The sequence below is a fragment of the Tardiphaga sp. OK245 genome, from assembly GCF_900108575.1.
Taxonomy (GTDB): domain Bacteria; phylum Pseudomonadota; class Alphaproteobacteria; order Rhizobiales; family Xanthobacteraceae; genus Tardiphaga; species Tardiphaga robiniae.
In genome coordinates this window covers 929,165-949,801 of record NZ_FNWZ01000003.1, presented here as the reverse complement: position 1 = coordinate 949,801, position 20,637 = coordinate 929,165, and the positions used below count along the sequence as shown (strand labels likewise).

At 62.2% G+C, this 20,637-nt stretch carries 18 protein-coding genes; 14 read left to right on the top strand and 4 right to left on the bottom strand.

The window, feature by feature from the left end:
- Positions 1 to 75 precede the first annotated feature (75 nt).
- The gene (gene tolA / locus BLW80_RS17080; protein ID WP_093758839.1) at positions 76 to 1,014 is read left to right on the top strand and encodes a cell envelope integrity protein TolA; all 939 of its coding nucleotides are present in this window, start codon (positions 76 to 78) and stop codon (positions 1,012 to 1,014) included.
- Here tolA and BLW80_RS17075 read toward each other — a convergent pair.
- On the bottom strand, positions 989 to 1,705 hold the full coding sequence (locus BLW80_RS17075; protein WP_081421764.1) for a DUF599 domain-containing protein: 717 nt from the start codon (positions 1,703 to 1,705) through the stop codon (positions 989 to 991). The genes tolA and BLW80_RS17075 overlap by 26 nt on opposite strands.
- A gap of 128 nt (positions 1,706 to 1,833) precedes the next feature.
- Here BLW80_RS17075 and BLW80_RS17070 point away from each other — a divergent pair, with 128 nt between their 5' ends.
- The 10 genes from BLW80_RS17070 (at position 1,834) to BLW80_RS17020 (ending at position 11,198) form a co-directional block, all read left to right on the top strand.
- Positions 1,834 to 2,490 carry a glutathione S-transferase family protein gene (locus BLW80_RS17070; protein WP_093758838.1) on the top strand — a complete coding sequence of 219 codons (657 nt, stop codon included), beginning with the start codon at positions 1,834 to 1,836 and terminating at the stop codon, positions 2,488 to 2,490.
- A 227-nt stretch (positions 2,491 to 2,717) separates the two neighbouring features.
- On the top strand, positions 2,718 to 3,671 hold the full coding sequence (locus BLW80_RS17065) for a hypothetical protein (RefSeq protein ID WP_093758837.1): 954 nt from the start codon (positions 2,718 to 2,720) through the stop codon (positions 3,669 to 3,671).
- 50 nt (positions 3,672 to 3,721) lie between these two features.
- Complete coding sequence (locus BLW80_RS17060) at positions 3,722 to 4,159, top strand: DUF1489 family protein (protein WP_089267250.1); 438 nt, start codon at positions 3,722 to 3,724, stop codon at positions 4,157 to 4,159.
- A gap of 1,062 nt (positions 4,160 to 5,221) precedes the next feature.
- A complete protein-coding gene (locus BLW80_RS17050; RefSeq protein WP_089267251.1) occupies positions 5,222 to 6,370 on the top strand; it encodes a thiolase family protein in 1,149 nt (382 codons plus the stop codon).
- Positions 6,370 to 6,759: a Zn-ribbon domain-containing OB-fold protein gene (locus BLW80_RS17045; protein WP_089267252.1), complete on the top strand. Its 390-nt coding sequence runs from the start codon at positions 6,370 to 6,372 to the stop codon at positions 6,757 to 6,759. Before BLW80_RS17050 ends, BLW80_RS17045 begins: the two co-directional genes overlap by 1 nt.
- 143 nt (positions 6,760 to 6,902) lie before the next feature.
- A complete protein-coding gene (locus tag BLW80_RS17040) occupies positions 6,903 to 7,763 on the top strand; it encodes a MaoC/PaaZ C-terminal domain-containing protein (RefSeq protein ID WP_093758835.1) in 861 nt (286 codons plus the stop codon).
- Between the two features lie 99 nt (positions 7,764 to 7,862).
- Positions 7,863 to 8,741: an SDR family oxidoreductase gene (locus BLW80_RS17035; RefSeq protein WP_093758834.1), complete on the top strand. Its 879-nt coding sequence runs from the start codon at positions 7,863 to 7,865 to the stop codon at positions 8,739 to 8,741.
- Positions 8,742 to 8,745: 4 nt separating this feature from the next.
- A complete protein-coding gene (locus BLW80_RS17030) occupies positions 8,746 to 9,210 on the top strand; it encodes a GNAT family N-acetyltransferase (protein WP_244528276.1) in 465 nt (154 codons plus the stop codon).
- 69 nt (positions 9,211 to 9,279) lie between these two features.
- Complete coding sequence (locus tag BLW80_RS17025) at positions 9,280 to 10,236, top strand: dihydrodipicolinate synthase family protein (protein ID WP_093758832.1); 957 nt, start codon at positions 9,280 to 9,282, stop codon at positions 10,234 to 10,236.
- A 161-nt stretch (positions 10,237 to 10,397) separates the two neighbouring features.
- Positions 10,398 to 11,198, top strand: coding sequence for an NUDIX hydrolase (locus BLW80_RS17020; RefSeq protein WP_093758831.1), 801 nt, complete (start codon positions 10,398 to 10,400; stop codon positions 11,196 to 11,198).
- A 9-nt stretch (positions 11,199 to 11,207) separates the two neighbouring features.
- Here BLW80_RS17020 and BLW80_RS17015 read toward each other — a convergent pair whose 3' ends face one another.
- A complete protein-coding gene (locus BLW80_RS17015; RefSeq protein ID WP_093758830.1) occupies positions 11,208 to 12,776 on the bottom strand; it encodes a long-chain-fatty-acid--CoA ligase in 1,569 nt (522 codons plus the stop codon).
- Positions 12,777 to 13,019: 243 nt separating this feature from the next.
- On the opposite strand from BLW80_RS17015, the gene BLW80_RS17010 reads away from it, so the two are divergent.
- Both BLW80_RS17010 and BLW80_RS17005 read left to right on the top strand, forming a co-directional pair.
- Positions 13,020 to 15,200 (top strand): PQQ-dependent dehydrogenase, methanol/ethanol family, encoded by a 2,181-nt coding sequence (locus BLW80_RS17010; protein WP_093758829.1) that lies wholly within the window; start codon positions 13,020 to 13,022, stop codon positions 15,198 to 15,200.
- 102 nt (positions 15,201 to 15,302) lie between these two features.
- Positions 15,303 to 17,984 carry a PAS domain S-box protein gene (locus tag BLW80_RS17005; RefSeq protein ID WP_093758828.1) on the top strand — a complete coding sequence of 894 codons (2,682 nt, stop codon included), beginning with the start codon at positions 15,303 to 15,305 and terminating at the stop codon, positions 17,982 to 17,984.
- A gap of 9 nt (positions 17,985 to 17,993) precedes the next feature.
- Here BLW80_RS17005 and BLW80_RS17000 read toward each other — a convergent pair whose 3' ends face one another.
- Positions 17,994 to 18,353: a GrlR family regulatory protein gene (locus tag BLW80_RS17000; RefSeq protein ID WP_089267259.1), complete on the bottom strand. Its 360-nt coding sequence runs from the start codon at positions 18,351 to 18,353 to the stop codon at positions 17,994 to 17,996.
- Between the two features lie 402 nt (positions 18,354 to 18,755).
- Between BLW80_RS17000 and BLW80_RS16995 the strand changes: the two genes are divergently transcribed.
- Positions 18,756 to 19,208, top strand: a complete 453-nt coding sequence (locus BLW80_RS16995; RefSeq protein ID WP_089267260.1) for a hypothetical protein — start codon at positions 18,756 to 18,758, stop codon at positions 19,206 to 19,208.
- 4 nt (positions 19,209 to 19,212) lie between these two features.
- Here the strand turns inward: BLW80_RS16995 and BLW80_RS16990 are convergent, their stop codons facing one another.
- Positions 19,213 to 20,412: an MFS transporter gene (locus tag BLW80_RS16990; protein ID WP_210185331.1), complete on the bottom strand. Its 1,200-nt coding sequence runs from the start codon at positions 20,410 to 20,412 to the stop codon at positions 19,213 to 19,215.
- Between the last annotated feature and the right edge of the window lie 225 nt (positions 20,413 to 20,637).

Sequence of the window (20,637 nt, the reverse complement as noted above, 5' to 3'; positions counted from 1 at the left end):
CTTGGCGGACATGGCGCGGGGGAGGGCACGACGCTATGATCGGGCCAGTCGGCGTATAGAAGTCTCATTAGCCCCATGGAACCAAGGCACCTCATCCGCGCAGCGATTGCCGTCTCGGTGGTCGGCCACCTCGCTTTGGCGGCCGGGGTCTATTTCGCCGATGCGCGTCCGATGGAGCAGCATGAGGAGAGCGTTGCCGTCGATCTGGTGACGCCGCAGCAGCTCGCAGAGGCCGAAAAGAAGGCCGAGGAGACGCCGCCGGAGCCTGAGAAAAAGCCAGAGAAGAAACCGGAGCCGGAATTTCGGCTGCCTGACCTGACCAACAAGCCGACCCTGGAAGAGCAGAAGACGCAGGCCGTCGCCGCCAAACCGCAGTCATCGGCGCAAAACACCCCGCCGCAGCCGCAGAAGACGTCGCCGCAGCAACCCGCGCCGTCACCGCAGCAGCAGGCCGCCCAGCAACCGCCGCCACCTCAGCAGCAAGCCCAGCAACAGCCGCAGGCCACTCCCGCAACGCCGCCTCCGTCAGCGCCTCCCGCTACGCAGCCGCCGTTGCAACAGCAGGCTGCGCTGCAGGCTCAGCCGCCGGCGCCGCAACCCGGCCCGCAGCAGGCGCCGCCACAGCCCGAGGCCGATATCACCGTGAAATACGGCGTCATGCTAGGCTTGCCTGAAGGCTTCGGCGGCGGCGCCGCGTCAGAGCAGCCGGACCTGTCCAAGCTGGATATCGCCGCTTTCCGGCGGCATCTCAAAACCTGTTCGAAGCTGCCCACCACCGTCGCGCGCGGCGATGACGCCAAGGTTAAGCTGCGCGCCGTGTTCTCGCCGGATGGCCGGCTGGTCGCGGAGCCCACGGTGATCGAGGTGCGGCGGCCGGCCAAGGCCGCGCTTTTGATGCAGGCGGCCAAGCAGGCGCTGGAAGCCTGCCAGCCTTATGCGATGCTGCCGGCCGACAAATACGACGAGTGGAAAGTGCTCGATCTCGATTTTACGCCGCAGGATTTCGCGGGGTAACCCTTATTTCGGCATCCGGTGCCATGGCCTGCCAGGCATTGGAGGCGAACTGCCGGCGCCAGGTCACGATCACCACGGCTGCCGTCGAGACCAGAAACACCCAGGGGCTGACGAACCAGCCGAGATAGCCGAGCGCGAAGAAGAAGGCGCGCTGCCCGCGGTTGAAGTGCCGGGCCGCCGCGCCAAACATCCGCGTCGTGCGCACCACATGCGCTTCGGCCTCCGGCGTGTCGCGCTTCGAGGCCAGCGGCATCGCGCCGATCAGGATCGCCACGTAGTTGAACAGCCGGTATGACCAGGCGAATTTGAAGAACGCATAGACGAAAATCAAAATCAGCCCGAAGCACTTGATCTCCCACATGCCGGGCGTGGTGTTGAAGCCGAGCGGCAGGTTCTGCATCATCGGCATCACTTCATTGGTGGCGCGCAGCAGGGCCAGCGAGCCGCCGATGGCGATCAGCGTGGTCGATGCAAACCACGCGGTACCGTTCTGCAGCGAGGTCATGATGTGGGTATCGACGATGCGCGCCTCGCGCTCCAGCAGGCGGCGCATCCAGACCTCACGATAGGCGTGCATGCGTGCCGATAGGCTGTCGCGGCCGTATTTGGTGTGCTCCAGCGTGATCGCATAGGTCGTCCACTCCAGGATGAAGAAGCCCAGCGCGAAGACGTCGACCCAGGAATAGTTGATCATGAAGCACCTATTGTATCAGTTGGCACTTCTGCCACGCATGCCGTGATGCAGCAACAAGCCTGTGCACGCGGCTTGCTTGCAGCGGCGTATGCGTGGCAATTTACCGGTCTCGCAAGGAGTGGTTGATGTCGCTGTCGCTGGTGATCGGAAACAAGAATTATTCGTCCTGGTCGATGCGGCCATGGGTTGCGCTGAAGGCCTGCGGCATCCCCTTCGCGGAGGTGTTTGTCCCGCTCTACACGGATGCCGCCGACAAGCAGCGCATTCTCGATGTGACCCCGTCCGGTAAGGTGCCGGCGCTCGTCGATGGCGAGATCACGGTGTGGGATTCGCTGGCGATCATCGAATATGCCGCCGAGCGTTTTCCGGATGCAAAGCTGTGGCCGGAAGGCCGGGCCGCGCGCGCCCATGCGCGTTCGGTATCCGCCGAGATGCATTCCGGTTTCATGCCGCTGCGCAACGAATGCGGTATGAACCTGCACCGGCCGGTCCGCGCGAAGGCGCTGTCCGACGATGCCAAGGCCAATATCCGGCGTATCCAGCAGATCTGGGCCGATTGCCGCGCGCGTTACGGCAAGTATGGACCGTATCTGTTCGGCGCCTTCAGCGGCGCGGATGCCATGTATGCGCCGGTGGTGCACCGGTTCCTGACCTACGACATCGATGTCACGCCGGAAGCCCGTGCGTATATGGATACGATGCAGGCGCTGCCGGCGTTTCGGCAATGGACCGACGAGGGCCTCGCCGAGACCATTGTCATTCCGCGCTTCGAGGATGACTAAAGCGTTTTCGAGCGAAGTGGACCCCGGTTCGCGTCCAGAAAACGCGTCAAAATAAAAAGATGGGGCCAAGGTTCTGATTTCATCAGAATCCAGGCCCGCGCCGCCACGATTTCGTCATGACCGGGGCCGTGCCATAACAACCGCATATTGCGGGTTCATGGCAGCCCGACTTTCTTTGGAAGCATTTTCTTCGGAAGTATGGCTTCCACATATGCGGGGACGACTCGATGAACGGGGTATGGGCGAATTCGCTCGATCAAATCTGGCGCGCGCCGACGCTCCCGATGTGGCTCGCGCTGGCTGCCTCCATCTTCTTCGCCCTGATCGTGCTGGCAACGCTGCTGCGCGCCGAGAAGTCCGTCGCCAATGGTGCGCTGACCGTGATCACGCTGCTGGCGATCGGCGTTGCTGCTGCGGCGACGCTGCGCAAATCCGAAACCGCAGGGCAGGACGCATCGCACGCCGTCGTTGCAATGCCTCAGGTGAATGCCTCGCTGCCGGCGCTGTCCTGCCTCGACGATCTCGCCGGCGATATGGTGCTCGCGGGCTGCGAGAAGGTGCTGTTTGGCTCGGCGGATTCGGTGGCGGCTGCCGTATCGGCCTCGGCTGCGCAGATCAATCGTTTGACGTCGTATGGCGATGTCGCCGCAGCGAATAAATCTATGACGCCTGAATTGGCGGGGCTGCGCCGCGCGATCGAACGCGATCGCTACGGTCTGATTGCCTATGTGCTGCAATCGCGCGATCGCTGCATGCCGGAGAGCTGCGCTGCCTATGCCGCGCTGACCGATCACAAGCGGATTGCCGCGAATATGGAAGAGCGCACCTATGAGGGCCTCGTGACACGCTATGCGCCCGGCTGGAACGCGCCGCCTGCGGCTGCGGCCGCAGCGACGGGCGCGCTGGCCGGATTACCGGCGTCGGTTCCGACCGGCAAGCCGACCACGGCCGATTTCCCGTCCTCGTCCTCGATTCCGCCGATCTCGATCATGACGGAAACGCCCGTGAAGCCACCGGCGGCCGCCAATGCGCAGGCGCCTGCACCGCGCGCCGCGGCGGCAACGCCGCCACCTGCTGCCGCGAAGAAGCAGCCCGCACCGAAGACCGCCGCTCGTCCACAGGCGCCTGCCGCCCCAGCGCCCGTGCAGCTTGCACCGGAGGCTCCGCCGGCCGATAACTGAGCGGTGGATAACGCCTTGTAAAACTGCGTCGCACTGCCGATTTCTGACCCATGCCCCTGCATCTCATCAAGCTCGCCGTTGGCTGCGAATCCATCGCGGATTTCAAGAGCTATCTCGCTGAACGGATGCGCGCAGCAAAAGCGCGCGGCGCACCCCAGCATCACATCCACATCACCCGCATGGTGCCGAAACGCGATGTCGAACTGCTCGACGGCGGTTCGCTCTATTGGGTGATCAAGGGCGAGATCGCCTTGCGCGAAAAGATTCTTGCGATCGAACCGTTCCGCGATAGCGACGGTATCAATCGCTGTCGGCTGGTGATGCAGCCAAAGCCGGTCACGGTCGCGCCGCGCCCGCTGCGCCCATTCCAGGGCTGGCGCTACCTCACCGACAAGGACGCCCCGCCGGATCTCGGCAAGGCCGCGGCGAGTATCGAAGCGATGCCGGAGCCGATGCGGCGCGAGCTGCGGGAACTGGGGCTGCTGTAGGGCAGGTCTCGCTCGTCATTCCACCCCACGCTCGTCATTCCGGGGTGTGCGTCGCCGGCGAAGCCGGCAGAGCGCGAACCCGGAATCCCGCTGTGTTTGGCGCGATCGTAGACTCCCACGCTGAGATTCCGGGTTCGCGTCCGGCAAGTGCCGGCCGCGCCCCGGAATGACAATTTGTGGCCGGGGACGCGCTAAACATTTTTTCCTATTCTCCGTTGACAACATCCCCATAAGGTTTATATTCCCCTTCGTCCTGCCCCACCGAGAGGGGCGATCGCGATCGTCACGTTCGCGGGGTGGGATGCGGTGGACGCCGGAGATGCGGCGTCACGCGGTTTGGGGGTGACGTCTGTCTTCGGGCAGGACGGATCTGCGCCAGCACTGCCACTGGCAAGGAGACGTTTGGCCTTCGGATGGAAAGACCCTCTGGACAGTGTGACGGACGACCAAGTCAAAACGCGTTCGGCCAAGTGCTTTGCGGCTACCCTGTCCCTCCGCCCTGGGACATTAATTTTGGTGATGGGACCGTTCGCCATGGCAAAGTGCAAGCAACCGAAAAAACACCGCAGGCGGAACGTCGGGCAATCGCTCGGCGCCTCCGAAAGTCCTGATGCACTCACAATTGCGGAAGACCGCATCGCATCAGGCCCAAGGGTGCAACGGGCACCCGGCGTTCCGCACGCCCTCTCACAAGGGGGCGGGAATGCAAAAGACGACGGCGCCCCCGCGCCGCAAATAATGGGGGCGATGACGCATGTCTGAAGAGCAGTGGCTGTTTGACAGTTGAATCCATGTCGGATGTCGCGGCCTGCGCGTAGCGCAAGCCATTGTCGTAGCACCGTCCAGCCCACCACTTCCGGAAATCCTGACCTCCGCTTTTGTGAGAGCTCGCTGACCAGATTGGTAAACCGCTAAATCACTGGCGAAAAAGCTCCCGGCTGTGTTGCATCCATTCCGCTCTGTGAAATTCACGTCCGCAGCGTGAAATGTTGTCGCTTGCCAAGGCTGCCGTGAAAGGTCACAAAAAACTGAACTGGGACGAAACACCAATCGGAGAGACGTTTGAGCATCAAGGGCAAGGCATATATCGCCGGCATCTACGAACACCCGACCCGGCATGCGCCGGACAAATCCATCGCGCAGTTGCATGCCGAAGTCGCCAAGGGCGCGCTCGAGGATGCGGGCCTGACGCACAAGGACGTCGACGGCTATTTCTGCGCGGGCGATGCGCAGGGGGGCCTGTGGCCGATGGTCGACTATCTCGGCCTCAAGCCGCGTCACGTCGACTCCACCGAGACCGGCGGCTGCTCCTACATCATCCATCTCGGCCATGCCGCGCAGGCGATTGCCGCCGGCAAGTGCTCGATCGCACTCGTCACACTGGCCGGCAAGCCGCGCACCGGCGCGATGCCGCCGCGTCTGCAGGGCGCCGAAGCCGATTTCGAGACCGCTTACGGTGCGACCACGCACAATGCCTATGGCATGTGTGCCATGCGTCATATGCACGACTACGGGACGACCAGCGAACAACTCGCCTGGATCAAGGTCGCAGCCTCGCATCACGCGCAGTACAACCCGCACGCGATGCTCAAGGACGTCGTCACCGTCGAGGACGTGCTGAACTCGCCGATGATCTCCGATCCGCTGCACCGCATGGATTGCTGCGTCGTCTCGGATGGCGGCGGCGCGATGATCGTGACCACGCCCGAGATCGCGAAGAGCCTGAAGAAGCCGCTGGTCCGCCTGATCGGTCACGGCGAGGCGATGAAGGGTCCGCGCGGCGGCAAGGATCTCGACCTCACTTATTCGGCCGGTGTGTGGTCCGGTCCGCGTGCTTTCGAGGAAGCGGGCGTGACGCCGCAGGACATGAAGTATGCGTCCATCTACGACAGCTTCACCATCACCGTGCTGATGCAGCTTGAAGACTTGGGCTTCTGCAAGAAGGGCGACGGCGGCAAGTTCGTCTCCGACGGCAACCTGATCTCGGGCGTCGGCAAGCTGCCGTTCAACACCGATGGCGGCGGCCTCTGCAGCAACCATCCCGTCAATCGCGGCGGCATGACCAAGATCCTCGAAGCCGTGCGCCAGCTGCGCGGCGAAGCCCATCCCAAGGTGCAGGTGCCGAATTGCGATCTCGCGATTGCCCATGGCACCGGAGGCCTGCTCGGCGTACGCCACGCCGCATCGACCGCTATTCTGGAGCGCGTGTAATGACTGAAGCCAAGAAGTATCCGACGCCCGCTGGCAATCCTGAATCGCAGCCGTTCTGGGATGCGGCCAAGGATGGCAAGTTCATGATCAAGCGCTGCACGACCTGCGGCGAAGCGCATTTCTTCCCGCGTGCGATCTGCCCGTTCTGCTTCTCCGACAAGACCGAATGGGAGCAGTCGTCGGGCGAGGGCGAGATCTACACCTACAGCCACATGCGCAAGTCGGCGACCGGTCCTTACGTGATCGCCTATGTGACGCTGAAGGAAGGCCCCTCGGTGCAGACCAACATCGTCGACTGCGATCCGGGCAGCCTGAAGATCGGGCAGAAGGTGAAACTGGTGTGGAAGCCCACCGACGGCGCGCCGCTGCCGTTCTTCACGCCAGCGTAGCGACACACTCAAACTGTCATCACCCGCGAAAGCGGGTGATCCAGTAAACGCCGAAAGGCCTGTTGTACTGGATCGCCCGGTCAAGCCGGGCGATGACAGTTCGGGACAAACCCAACAAGCAAGAAAATCGGGAGCGAACTCAAATGCCCATCAACTACGAAGCCCTGATGGCGATGAAGAACATCGGCCAGAAGTATGCGTGGACCGATCGCGAAGTGATGCTCTACGCCTACGGCATCGGCATGGGCGCCGATCCGATGGACGAGAAGGAATTGGCCTTCGTCAACGAGGGCACCTACACGCCGCGTCCGCTGAAAGTTGTTCCGACCTATGCATCGGTTGCCGCATGGGGCTCGGGCCCGGGCGAGATGGGTCTCAACAAGCTGCTCGTTGTCGATGGCGAGCGCGACATCACCTTCCACAAGCCGCTGCCGGTGGCTGCGAAGATCACCGCCGATAGCAGCGTGCTCGGCGTGTTCGACAAGGGCGCGGACAAGGGCGCGGTGATCCTGCACCAGACAATCCTGCGCGATGAAGCCGGCGAGGCGCTGGCGACCTTGGTAGCCTCGCGTTTTGCGCGCGGCGATGGCGGCTTCGGTGGCAAGTCCGAAGGCCAGCCCGAGCCGCATGCGATGCCGAAGCGCGCACCGGACAAGACGGTCGATATCACCACGCGGCCCGATCAGGCGCTGATCTATCGCCTCTGCGGCGACCGCAACCCGCTGCATTCGGACCCCGAATTCGCCAAGCGCGCGGGCTTCCCGCGGCCGATCCTGCACGGCATGTGCACCTATGGCTTGACCTGCCGCGGCGTGCTGCAGACCTATGCCGACTACGATCCATCGGCCTTCAAGCAGCATGCGGTCCGGTTCTCGTCGCCGGTGTTTCCGGGCGAGACCGTCACCATGGAGATGTGGAAAGACGGCAACGTGGTGAGTTTTGAGGCCAAGGTGAAGGAACGCGGCGTCACCGTGATCAAGAGCGGCAAGACGGTGCTGGCTTAGAACTCAATCCTCAAGACGTAAGACGTGGATGGCCGGGTCAAGCCCGGCCATGACGGAGCAAAACAAAAAACAAAATCATAAAAATACAGGGAGAACGTCATGGGTCTTCTCGACGGCAAGGTTGCCATCATCACAGGCGCCGGTGGCGGCCTCGGCGAAGCCTACGCAAAGCTGTTCGCACGCGAAGGCGCATCCGTCGTGGTCAACGATCTCGGTGGCCCGCGCGACGGCTCCGGCTCCGACCTCTCGATGGCGCAGCAGGTGGTCGACGCCATCAAGAAGGAAGGCGGCAATGCGATCGCCAACGGCGCCGACATCTCGACCATATCAGGCGGCCAGTCGGTGTTCGACGCCGCCATCAAGGCCTTCGGCAAGGTCGACATCCTCGTCAACAATGCCGGCATCCTGCTCGACCAGACCTTCGCCAAGGCCACGGAAGCTGCGTGGGACAAGGTCATGAAGGTGCATCTCAAAGGCACATTCTGCGTCACCCAGCCGGCCTTCAAATGGATGAAGGAAAATGGCGGCGGCGTCATCGTCAATACCTCCTCGACTTCCGGCCTGATCGGCAATTTCGGCCAGAGCAATTACGGCGCAGCCAAAGGCGGCATCTGGGGCCTGTCCAATGTGCTGGCCATCGAGGGCCGTAAATACAACATCCGCGTCTGGACGCTGGCGCCGGGCGCGCTGACCCGCATGACCGCGGACCTGCCACGCTATATCGAAAATCCCGGCGCGGCCCTGGGTCCGGACGGTATCGCGCCGGCGGTGCTCTACATGGTCAGCGATCTCTCAGGCAGCCAGACCGGCAAGGTTCTCGGCGTGTCCGGCCCGCGCGGCGTTCGCGAGATGAAGATGATGGAAATGGAAGGCTGGAAGCCGCCCCATGACGGCTGGAGTGCGCAGGACGTGGTGACCCATGCCGGCGAGATCTTCTTCTCGGAGGAAGATACCAAACACGGCGCGCGGCGGTTCTAGGTCCATGACCTCAGGGATGCTCACGCTTCGCGGCGCGCATCCCGACGAGGCCGCAGCGCTGACCGAACTCTGCCTGCGCTCCAAGGCCGTCTGGGGCTATGACGCTGCCTTCATGGCGGCGTGCCGTGATGAACTCACGCTGACGCCTGAGACTTTTGGCAGCTCGCTACTTCAGGTCGCCGTCCGCGACGGACGCGTGATCGGCATGGTTCAGGTCAGGATCGCGGGCGAAGTCGCCCAGCTCGACAGACTGTTCGTCGAGCCGGATCAACTGCGATCAGGAGCAGGGCGTATCCTGCTGGACTGGGCAAAGGCAGCAGCGCGCCAAGTGGGTGCCGTGGTCATGATCATTGAGGCTGATCCGGGCGCAGCCGGGTTTTACCGCCGTGAGGGGGCGGTGGATGCGGGAACGGTCGCGTCCGGCTCGATACCGGGGCGATGCATTCCGAAGCTGTCTCTCGCACTTTGAAGCCTTGTTGATGGATGATAGTGTCCGATCAGAATGTCCGTTCCAAGCGCCAATATCCAGAGAGTAACCATGAAACTGACCGCCAAAGCCGCCGGCACCTTCGCCATCGCACCGACCCCGTTCCTCGACGACGGCCGCATCGACGACAAGTCGATCGACGGCCTGACGGATTTCTATGCCCAGGTCGGCTGCAACGGTGTGACCGTGCTCGGCATCATGGGCGAGGCGCCGAAGCTGGAGGGGGCCGAGTCCGAGGCCGTGGCCACCCGCTTCATCAAGCGTGCCGGCGACAAGATGCAGATCATCGTCGGCGTTTCCGCGCCGGGTTTTGCGGCCATGCGCTCGCTGGCGCTGAAGTCGATGGATGCGGGCGCTGCCGGCGTCATGATCGCCCCGCCGCCGCATCTGCGCACCGACGACCAGATCTCCAACTATTTCAAGCAGGCGGTGGATGCCATTGGCGATGACGTGCCGTGGGTGCTGCAGGATTATCCGCTGACCCTCACCGTGGTCATGACCCCCGCGGTGATCCGCAAGATCATCATGGACTCCAAGTCCTGCGTGATGCTGAAGCACGAGGATTGGCCGGGCCTCGAGAAGATCACCGCGCTGCGCAACTTCCAGAAGGACGGCAGCTTGCGCGAAACCTCGATCCTCACCGGCAATGGCGGCGTGTTCCTGGATTTCGAAATGGAACGCGGCGCTGATGGCGCGATGACGGGTTATGCTTTCCCGGAGCTGCTGATCGATGTCGTCAATCTCCAGAAGAAGGGCGAGCGCGACAAGGCGCACGATCTGTTCGATGCTCATCTGCCGCTGATCCGCTACGAGCAGCAGCTCGGCATCGGCCTCGCGGTCCGCAAATATGTACTGCACAAGCGCGGCGTCATTGCCTCGGCCGCGCAGCGCAAGCCGGGTGTCGCGATCACGGCGCAGGCGAAGGCGGAGGTCGATTATCTCCTGTCTCGCGTGGCTCGCTATGATAAGCGCGCGAACATCGCACCGCAGTCGAGCGCTGCGGGTTAATAACTCCCCAGAAGTGTCATGGCCGGGCTTGACCCGGCCATCCATCTTCAGGGTTGCCAAGTAAAAGATGGATGCCCGGATCAAGTCCGGGCATGACAAACGAGAGGTCGGCGATCGCCGGCACAACAGGCATCAAAGAATGCCGATCAGGGAGAAACTGAATGCCAAGCGAGCCCGGCGTTGTGCGTCCTGCTTCCACCATCCTGCTGCTGCGCAAGGGTGCAACCGACGCCATCGACGTCTTCATGATGGTGCGGCACTATCAGATCGAATTCGCATCGGGCGCACTGGTGTTTCCCGGCGGCAGCGTCGATGCCGGAGATCGCGAGATCGGTACGCAGCCGAACCTATATAGCGGCGGTGACGGCCTCGATCCCGATGCGCTGGCTTTCAAGATCGCCGCGATCCGCGAGACTTTCGAGGAAAGCCGCATCCTGCTGGCGCGACCGCGCGGCTCTAACGACCTGATCGCCGCGACGAAGGCGAGCGCCATCGCCGATCAGCATCGCGACGCGCTGAACGAGGGCAAGGTCAAATTCGCCGATATCATCGCCGAGAACGATCTCGAACTCGCGCTCGATCTGCTCGTGCCCTATGCGCACTGGATCACACCGGAGGGCATGAAGAAGCGATTCGACACCTGGTTCTTTCTCGCCGAGGCGCCGCCTGAACAGGTCGGTATGCATGACGGCAAGGAGTCCACGGATTCGATCTGGCTGTCGCCACGCGAAGCGCTGGAAGGCGGCGCATCGGGCCGTTTCACGCTGCCGTTCCCGACCACGCGGAATCTGATCAAGCTCGGCAAGCAGCCCAGCGTCGCGGGTGCACTCGACGACGCGAGCCGCAGTACGATCGTCAGCGTCACACCCATCGTCACGCGCGATGGCGACAAGCGCCAGTTGCGGATTCCGATCGAGGCCGGCTATGACGGCGAGGTGTTCGAGCTCACCGGTGCGCCGTAGAGTTCGGGCCTATCTCGCCCTGGCTTGCGGCGCCGCTGCGGCATTCTCCCAGAATGGCCGCCGCAGCTCGCGCTTCAGCACCTTGCCGGCACCTGACAACGGGAAGGGCTCGCTGCGGACGTCCACGCTGCGTGGGCACTTGTAGCCGGCGATCTTCTCCTTGCAGAAAGCGATGATCTCGCCGGCATTGACACTCGCATCGGGTTTCGGAATGACGAAGGCGTGTACGGTCTCGCCCCATTGCGAATCGGGAATGCCGATCACGGCGCATTGCGCCACGGCCGGGTGTTGTGCGACGACATTCTCGACCTCGGTGGAGTAGACGTTCTCGCCGCCTGAGATGATCATGTCCTTCATCCGGTCGACGAGATAGATGTAGCCTTCATCGTCCATGTAGCCGCCGTCGCCTGTATGCATCCAGCCATCGATCACGGCCTTGGCGGTTTCCTCCGGTCGCTCCCAATAGCCCATCATGACGTTCTGGCCGCGGACCGCGACCTCGCCGACTTCACCATTCGGCACAGGCTTGCGATTGGCGTCGACGATACGCGCCTCGCAGCCGATCGCCGCGCGGCCACAGGCGCGTTGACGGTTCTTGGCGGTGGCTTCCTCGCCGAAATGTTGATCCCACGGCAGGTGCGTCGCCAGCGGCGACAGTTCGGTCATCCCGTAGAGCTGATGGAATTCGGTGCCCGGCATGCCCGCCATCGCACGCTTCAGCAGCGCGTCGTTGATCGGCGAGGCGCCATACATCATGATTTTCAGCGATGACAGATCGGCGGTCGCGAAAGCGGGGTGATCGACCAGCATCTGGATCATGGTCGGGACGATCAACGTCGCCGATACTTTCTCGCGGGCGATGGTCTGCATTACCAACTCCGGATTGAACATCCGGACGATGACATTGGTGCCGCCAGAGGCCAGCGAGGTGAACATCACGCCGCCATTGGCGACGTGAAACATCGGTGCGGCATTGAGATAGACCGAGCCGTAAGGCAGCAGGCCTTCGCTCATCATGTGCAGCGAGTTGCTCATGATATTGCCGTGGCTCAGCATCACGCCCTTGGAACGGCCTGTGGTGCCGCCAGTGTAAAAGATACCCGCGAGATCCTCGCGTGTCCGCATCGCATCCAGCACGGGCTCTGTCGATTGGACCAGCTCATCGTAGTTGTGCGCTTCCGCGGGACCTTTTTCGTCGTCCGCATAGACCAGCGTGAGTGGCATCGCTTTGGCAAGTTCGACGCCCATGGCGGCGAAGGCGCTGTCGACGACAAGCGCCGTGGCACGGCAGTCGAGCAGGGAGTCGAGAATTTCGGCCTGGCTCCAGCGCACATTGGTCGGCACGATCACAGCGCCGGCCCAGGCGATACCCAGATAGAGTTCGAGATAGCGGTCGGAGTTCAGCATCAGCACCGCCACGCGGTCGCCGTGCTTGACGCCAAGCTTTTGCAGCGCACCGGCGAGCCGCGCAACGCGATCTCCAACCTCGCGCCATGTCCGGCGGCGATCGCCATCGATGGTCGCTATTGTCTGCGGGCTGGTCTGCAGCGCACGGCGCAAGCCCTGCGTGATGTTCATGGCGTTTCCCCTCAATACTGCGGATGCTATGCGCATCTCTGTCGCGCGATCATAACGATAGGCGAGGGGCGGGCAAGCGCAGCCGATCGCTTATATCTCACCAGATGGTTCAAAGGATTTGCGCGAGCTTTGCGATGCAAAACGCGACAGAGAAAAATCTGGAACTGTTCTCATCTGTTGACGATTCAACTCCTGCGCGTAACATCGCGACAGGCCCGCCAGAGGCCATTGGGAGTGAAATGCATGAGACAGCTTGCTCGTCGGGGCGCGCCCTTGCGTCCATTTTTCAACGGGACACTCAACTCACATACAATATTGCCCCGTTTGCTCCGAACATCCATCGTAGCAGCGCTTGGCGCGACAGTGCTGGGCGGTGCCGCCCAGGCGCAGACCAAAGGTTCTTCCGATCACATCAAGGCCGTCACGTCGGCGATCGACAGCGCCGCAATTACAGCCAACACGGCGACGTCCAAGGACTGGCCGACTTACGGCCTCGACTATGCCGAGACGCGCTTCAGCAAGCTCAATCAGATCACGGCCGAGAACGTCAAAGATATCGGCCTGATGTGGACCTACAATCTGGAATCCATCCGCGGCGTCGAAGCGACGCCGCTTGTGGTGGACGGCATCATGTATGTGTCGGCGCCATGGAGCGTGGTGCATGCCGTCGATACCCGGACCGGCAAGCGGCTATGGACCTTCGATCCCGGCGTAGATCGCGAGAAGGGCTATCGTGGCTGCTGCGATGTCGTGAATCGCGGCGTCGCGCTCTACAAGGGCAAGGTGTTCGTCGGTGCCTATGACGGCCGGCTGGTCGCACTGGATGCCGCGACCGGCACGAAGGTCTGGGAGAAGGACACCGTCATCGACCGCAAGATGTCCTATACGATCACCGGCGCGCCGCGCGTGTTCAACGGCAAGGTCGTCATCGGCAATGGGGGCGCCGAATATGGCGTGCGCGGTTACGTTACGGCCTATGACGCTGAGACCGGCAATCAGGCATGGCGCTGGTTCACGGTGCCCGGAGATCCGGCCAAGCCGTTCGAGGACGACTCGATGGCTGCCGCGGCGAAGACCTGGGATCCGGCCGGCAAATACTGGGTCAATGGCGGCGGCGGCTCGGCCTGGGATACGATCACTTTCGATCCCGACCTGAACATGGTCTATATCGGCACCGGCAACGGCTCGCCGTGGAATCGCAATCTGCGCAGTCCGGGAGGCGGCGATAATCTCTATCTCGGCTCGATCGTCGCGCTGAATGCCGATACCGGGAAATATCTCTGGCACTATCAGGAAACGCCCGGCGACAACTGGGACTACACCTCGACGCAGCCGATGATCCTGGCCGATCTCACCATCGACGGCGCACCGCGCAAGGTGGTGCTGCACGCGCCGAAGAATGGCTTCTTCTTCGTCATCGATCGCACCAACGGCAAGTTCATCTCGGCGAAGAACTTCGTCGATGTGAACTGGGCTACCGGCTACGACGCCAGCGGAAGACCGATCGAGGTGCCGGAAGCCCGCTCGCCGGACAAATCCTTCGACAGCATTCCCGGACCGTTCGGTGCCCATAACTGGCATCCGATGTCGTTCAATCCACAAACCGGTCTGGTCTATCTGCCGGCGCAGGGCGTGCCTTTGAACCTCACGGGCGAGAAGGCGCTGGTGCAGAATGCGCAGGGCTCGAACAAGTTCGGCGGCACCACCGGCTGGAATGTCGGCTTCTCGCTCAATGCCGAGCCGCCGAAGAACCCGCCATTCGGTCGCCTGATCGCGTGGGATCCGGTGAAGCAGAAAGAAGCATGGCGCGCTGAATACATCGCGCCCTGGAATGGCGGTACGCTCACGACGGCCGGCAATCTCGTGTTCCAAGGGACCGCGGACGGCCGGTTCATCGCCTACAACGCCAAGACAGGCGAGAAACTCTGGGAGACGCCGGTCGGCACCGGCGTCGTGGCGGCGCCTGCGACCTATGTGGTCGATGGCGTGCAATACGTCTCGGTGGCGGTTGGATGGGGCGGCGTATTCGGCATCACCCAGCGCGCCACCGATCGCGAGGCGCCCGGCACGGTCTACACCTTTGCCATTGGCGGCAAGGCTCCGTTGCCAGCCTTTACCAAGTACCAGATCGGCAATCTGCTGACCGGGGTCAAATACGATCCCGCTCACGTGCCGGAGGGGACTTCGATCTACGTTAATGCCTGTGCGACCTGCCACGGCGTGCCCGGCGTGGATAAGGGCGGCAATGTGCCCAACCTGGGCTATGTCCCCACCGAGACCATCACCAACCTGAAGGACATCGTCTTCAACGGGCCATTCAAGGACAAGGGCATGCCTGATTTTACCGGCAAGCTCACGGAAGCGGATGTGGTCAAGATTCAGGCCTTCATCCAGGGTACAGCCGACGCGATACGGCCGAAATAAACACCATGCTGGACGGTTCGGCCCGATCGGGCCGTCCAGCATGTTCCCCCGGCGGCTGAAGTCGGGATATATTGGGACGCTCTGAAGTCCGGTCCCACAACCATGTCCTCTGCCATTACGGCATTCTTTCAGCGGGTCCGATCGTCCTCGCTCTCGATCGGCCAGCTGACTTTCAGCGGGTTCCTGCTGGTGTTGACGGTGATCCTCATCACCAGCATCGCCAGCGTGGTTGCGATCCGTCATATTGACAATACCTTCGCCGAGCTTGAGCGGCTGCAGAGCGTCGGCGATCTGGCCGAAAACATCGACCGCCGCCTGATCAGCCTGCGGCTGGCAGCACGCGATTTCGTCACCGATCCCGACGCACAGCCGGAAAAGGTCTCGCAGGCTGCCACGGCGCTCGGCGATCTCCTGAAGAAGACCCGGATCGAGCTTGCGCCCGAGCAGCGCGACATGATCGACGGTGTCGACGCGCGGTTGACCAAGTACCGCGAAGGGATTGAGCGCGTCTCATCGCTGATCGCACGTCGCTCCGCTATGCTGGCGACGCTCCCGCCGCTCCGCGAGCAATTCGAGAACGCCGTTCCGGATGTGACGAATTCAAATGCCGCCAAAGCCATGTTCCGGGCGCAGAACGAGATCGCGGCGGCTTTGCTGGCGCGCGATCCGATCGGAGCCGAGCAGGCCGCCCAGCGCATGCGTGCGCTGCCGATCAGCACGCCCGCGCTTCGTGCGGCCGCCGATGCCTACACCGATGCAATCATCTCGATTTCGGAAACCGAGAGCGAGATCGCCGATCTCGACAGGGATGTGCTTGGCGCCGAAGGCCGATTAATCGGGCGGGTGACCGAATTGTTGCGCGAGCTTAGCGCCCGTCGCGGCCGCGTCCTGTCGCGTGAGTTCGCGCGCACGCTGACCGAGGCAAGATGGCAAAGCATCATCCTTGGCACGGCGGGCGTTCTGGTCGGGCTGTTGGCGGCACTGTTCGTGGTGCGGCGGATCGTGAAGCCGCTGAAGGCGATTGCCAAGTCGATCCGTGCGCTAGCTGGCGGCGCCAAGCACACGCCGATCCCAGCCATGGATCTGGAGAATGAAATCGGTGACATCGCGCGCGCCGCGGAGGTGTTCCGCAAGACGCTGGTCGATGCCGATGCCGCGCGCGAGGCGGCCTTGCATGCGTTGGCCGAGCAGAGGCTGGCGGAAGAGAGTTATCGCAAGCTGTTTGAAGGATCCGTCGATGGCATCTATGTGACGACGCCGGCAGGTGCGCTGCTCAATGCCAATCCGGCACTGGCGCGGATGATGGGGTATGATTCACCGGAAGACCTGATCCGCGCCACGCTGGATATCTCGCGCAACATCTATGTCGATCCCGCGGCGCGCGCCGAGTATCAGCAGCGCATGGCAAGCGACGGAATGGTGCGCGAATTCGAGTATCAGGTCCGTCAACGGCACGACACGGTCCTCTGGCTGTCCGACAGCGCCACGGCGGTCCGCGACGAGAATGGCGAGGTTATGCGCTATGAGGGAACAGTCCGCGACATCACCAACCAGAAACATGCCGAAGCCGCGATCAGGGAAGGTCGCAGGTTGCTGCAGCAGGTCATCGATACCGTTCCTGCCGTCATCAACGTAAAAGACACCGATCTGCGATACGTCTTGATGAACCGGTATATGGCGGGGATTTTCGGCATCGAGCCCGGTGAGGCGATTGGGAAAACCACTGGCGAGTTGATGATGCGCTTTGGCGCGTCGAAGACCGACTCGCCTGACAAGATGGTGCTGGCGACCAGGAAGGGCCTCGGTTTCTACGAGGAAGAGTACAAGGACGCTGCCGGTGTGATGCGGCAGTGGCTGGTCAACAAGCTGCCTTTGCTGACGACCGATGGTGATATCCAGAACATCGTGACCGTGGCGCTCGATATCGGCCAGCGCAAGCGCAGCGAGCAGGAGATGCTCAAGGCCAAGGACGCCGCCGAAACGGCGCTACGCAATCTGCGTGAGACGCAGAATTCGCTGATCGAGGCGGAGAAGCTCGCGGCGCTTGGGCGGCTGGTTGCCGGCGTGGCCCATGAGGTCAACAATCCCGTGGGCATCAGCCTAACCGTGGCGTCATCGCTGGAACGCAAGATCGCGCTGTTCGGCGAGGAGGTTGCGCGCGGCGAGTTGCGCCGCTCGACCCTGACCGAATTCATCGAGTCCAACCGCGATGCGGCAGCGCAATTGGTCGCCAATCTCAATCGCGCGGCTGAGTTGATCCAGTCGTTCAAGCAGGTTTCCGCCGACCGCAATTATTCCGACCAGCGCGTCTTTGATCTCGCCGATCTCACCGAGCAGGTGGTGATGAGTTTGAAGCCGGGACTACGAAAACAGAAGCTGGCGCTTTCGGTCGACTGCAAGCCAGGACTGACGATGAACAGCTATCCGGGTCCGTATGGTCAGGTGCTGACCAATCTGTTCCTCAATTCCGTCGCTCATGCATTTCCCGATGGCAATGGTGGCTCGGTCGAGATCAAGGTGCAGGAAGCCGGCAACGATCATGTGGAAATTCTTTTCGCGGATAACGGCGTCGGCATGAGCCCTGAGGTCCGGCGGCGTGCTTTCGACCCGTTCTTCACGACGCGCCGGGATCAGGGTGGCACAGGCTTGGGCCTGCACATCGTCTACAGCATCGTCACCAGCCGCCTCGGTGGTCGTCTGCATCTGCAGTCCGATCCGGGGCAGGGAACGCGCATCCAGATCATCCTGCCGCGCGTCGCGCCACTGGAGATGGCTGCGGAATAGCGGACGCTGCTACTGCTGAAATTCCGCAAGCTTGCGCAGTGTCGCGCGGAATATCTGGCTGTGCTTGCCGACGAGCGCTGTGCCGTTCATCGTCGCCGACGTATCCGTGAAAGTACCCGACAGACCGATGCCGACCGGTTGGCTCTGGCCACCGAACAGTGGACTCATGTCAGGGCTGGGCGTGTGCTGCATGACGGAAACCTCGCCCTTGAAGGTGCCGGCTTCCTTGTTGAGAACATAGGTACCGACGTAGAACAGGTACGCGTCGCCGCCGAGCAGTTCGCCTTCGCGAAAGGTTACAACACCGCTGCCCTTGCCTGAACGCCCGTCGAGAAGCTCGACATGGATCGAGTAGAGTCCATTCTTCATAATAGCCCGATGGCGCAAACCCGTCCCTTGGTTGCGCAATCAGAAGTATTGCAAAGACCGTATACCAACGTCAACGCATTCGCGGGCGCTGTTGGTGCACGAGCGAAAGACCGAGTGACGCAGGTGCGCTCGCTTGCCGCCTTGGCACTTCGCGACGAGGGCGTTCTTAAATACCTCTGCCATTGAAGTTATCACCACAAATTCGCTGCAGTGCGAAGAGAGCCTGCCGGTGCTAATGGAGAATCGCCTATCGTTTGATTGGGCGTCTGTCGCGAAGTTGAAGCGCAGCCGTTCTTCGATAGTCGTATGATGCGCTTTGCGTGAGTGACTACGGAAGAGGCGGGTACTTTGCCCGCGACAAACCTGAACATCATTGTGCCGGCCGGGGGCTGGAGCAAGCAAATGAGCGACTGGATGACTTCCGGCGCCGACGCGCCGTGTTCGCCAACTACTATCTCTCACGATCGACGCGTCCGGCGTCGTGCAGGCTGGCTGAAGCTGGGAGCGCCGACCTTGTGTATTGCGGTTCTGTTATCAGTGCCGCTGATGCAATCGGTCGCTGCGCGCGATCGCGGACAATTCGCCAATACCAGCCCCGATCTGAAAGCCTGGTTCGATAGTCTGCGCAGCGGCAAGGGTCCGTGTTGTTCCGATGCAGACGGCAGCGCCGTCAGCGATGTGGATTGGGAATCCAACAGTGGACACTACAAGGTGCGGATCGACGGGATGTGGCTCGACGTACCTGACGAAGCTGTCATCACGGTGCCGAACCGCGTCGGTCGCACCATGGTGTGGCCGATACAGGGTTCGTCCGGCACAGTGATCCGTTGTTTCATGCCAGGTAGCATGACGTAGCTGGTCACAACGCCCGGCGGACCGATGCGAGCGCGGCGATCAGCGAGATCGCCGCGAGGACAATGACCGCGGCGCCATAGATATCGAGCGTGAGCGGCAGGCCGAGCGTCGGGATCGCCAAGCCTGCGACGATAGTCGGCAGGCTGAAAGCGAGATAGCAGATGATGAAAATTACGGAGAGCAATCCAGCGCGTTCATGCGCGGGGACAAGCGGCACAACGGTCCGGATGCTACCGAAGAATCCGGCGCCGAAGCCAAAGCCGGCAATGACCGTGCCGACCAATAGTTGCGGGACGCTTTGTGTGTAGACCCCGCCCAGCGTGATCAGCACGCCGAGAATAAGACACGCCATGCTGCGGATCAGAATGGTGGTGCCAGGCCATTTGCGCGCCACCAGCATCGAGGCGGCACCGCTCAAGGTCAGCGCCGTCACGGCGATTCCACCAAGGAGAGGCGAATTCGATCCCGTGATGAGCCGGAGCAGCGAGGGCATCAGCGATAGATAGAACCCGCCCAACGCCCAGACGGCAATGTTGCCCGGCGAGACCAGGGTCAAGGGTTGTCGCACGTGAGGCGGTACGGTCACGATCGGTCGGAGCGACGCCCATGCACCGGATCGACGGGCGACCGTTTCCGGCATCCACCACAGCAGAATGGCTTGTATGAGCGTTACTGCGAGGAGCAGCAGATAGACCAGTTGGGTCGGCATTGGCGCGTAGTTGACGAGCACACCGGATAGCAACGCGCCGATCCCTGTGCCCGTTACGGGCGTCAGGCTGTTCATCAACGATCCGTGCGCACGATTCAGATCGAGCATGGCAGCACCGATGGTGCCGAAGGCAATGCCGGTCGCAAATCCCTGAATAGTGCGGGCAGTGATCAGTGCCACGACGGAATCTGCGGTAATGAAAACCAGCAGTGCCACGACATTCAGGATCAGCGCCGAGAACATCACGGGCCGGCGGCCGATATAATCCGACAATCCCCCGACCGTCAGCAGTGCCACCAGCAGACTGAGCGCATAGGCGGAGAACACCGTCGTAACCATGACCGGCGAGAGGTGCCAGTGGTCTTGATAGATCCGGTAGAGCGGTGTCGGCGCGCTGGCGAACATGGCGACAGTGCCGAGCGTTGCGATCTGAAAAATAACGGCAGCGCGACGCGTCATCACGCCTTTCGGCCGGGCGTCGAGATTGCTGGACATCGGGGAAGCGACCTAATGGACAAGGTGGGGCAAGCCCAATGGTCGCTTCCGTCCTTGATTGATTTTACCGCTGTCCAATGCTCGCTCAGGTGATGCGCGGAGCAACAGCAGAGAAAGATGATGCATGCATGGCCAAGCCTTCACAACGGCGGCTGGCTCGCGCGCCCTGTGCGAGATTGCATGGCTCGTCTGGATCGCGCCCCTTAACACGGCGCGAATCTTTCC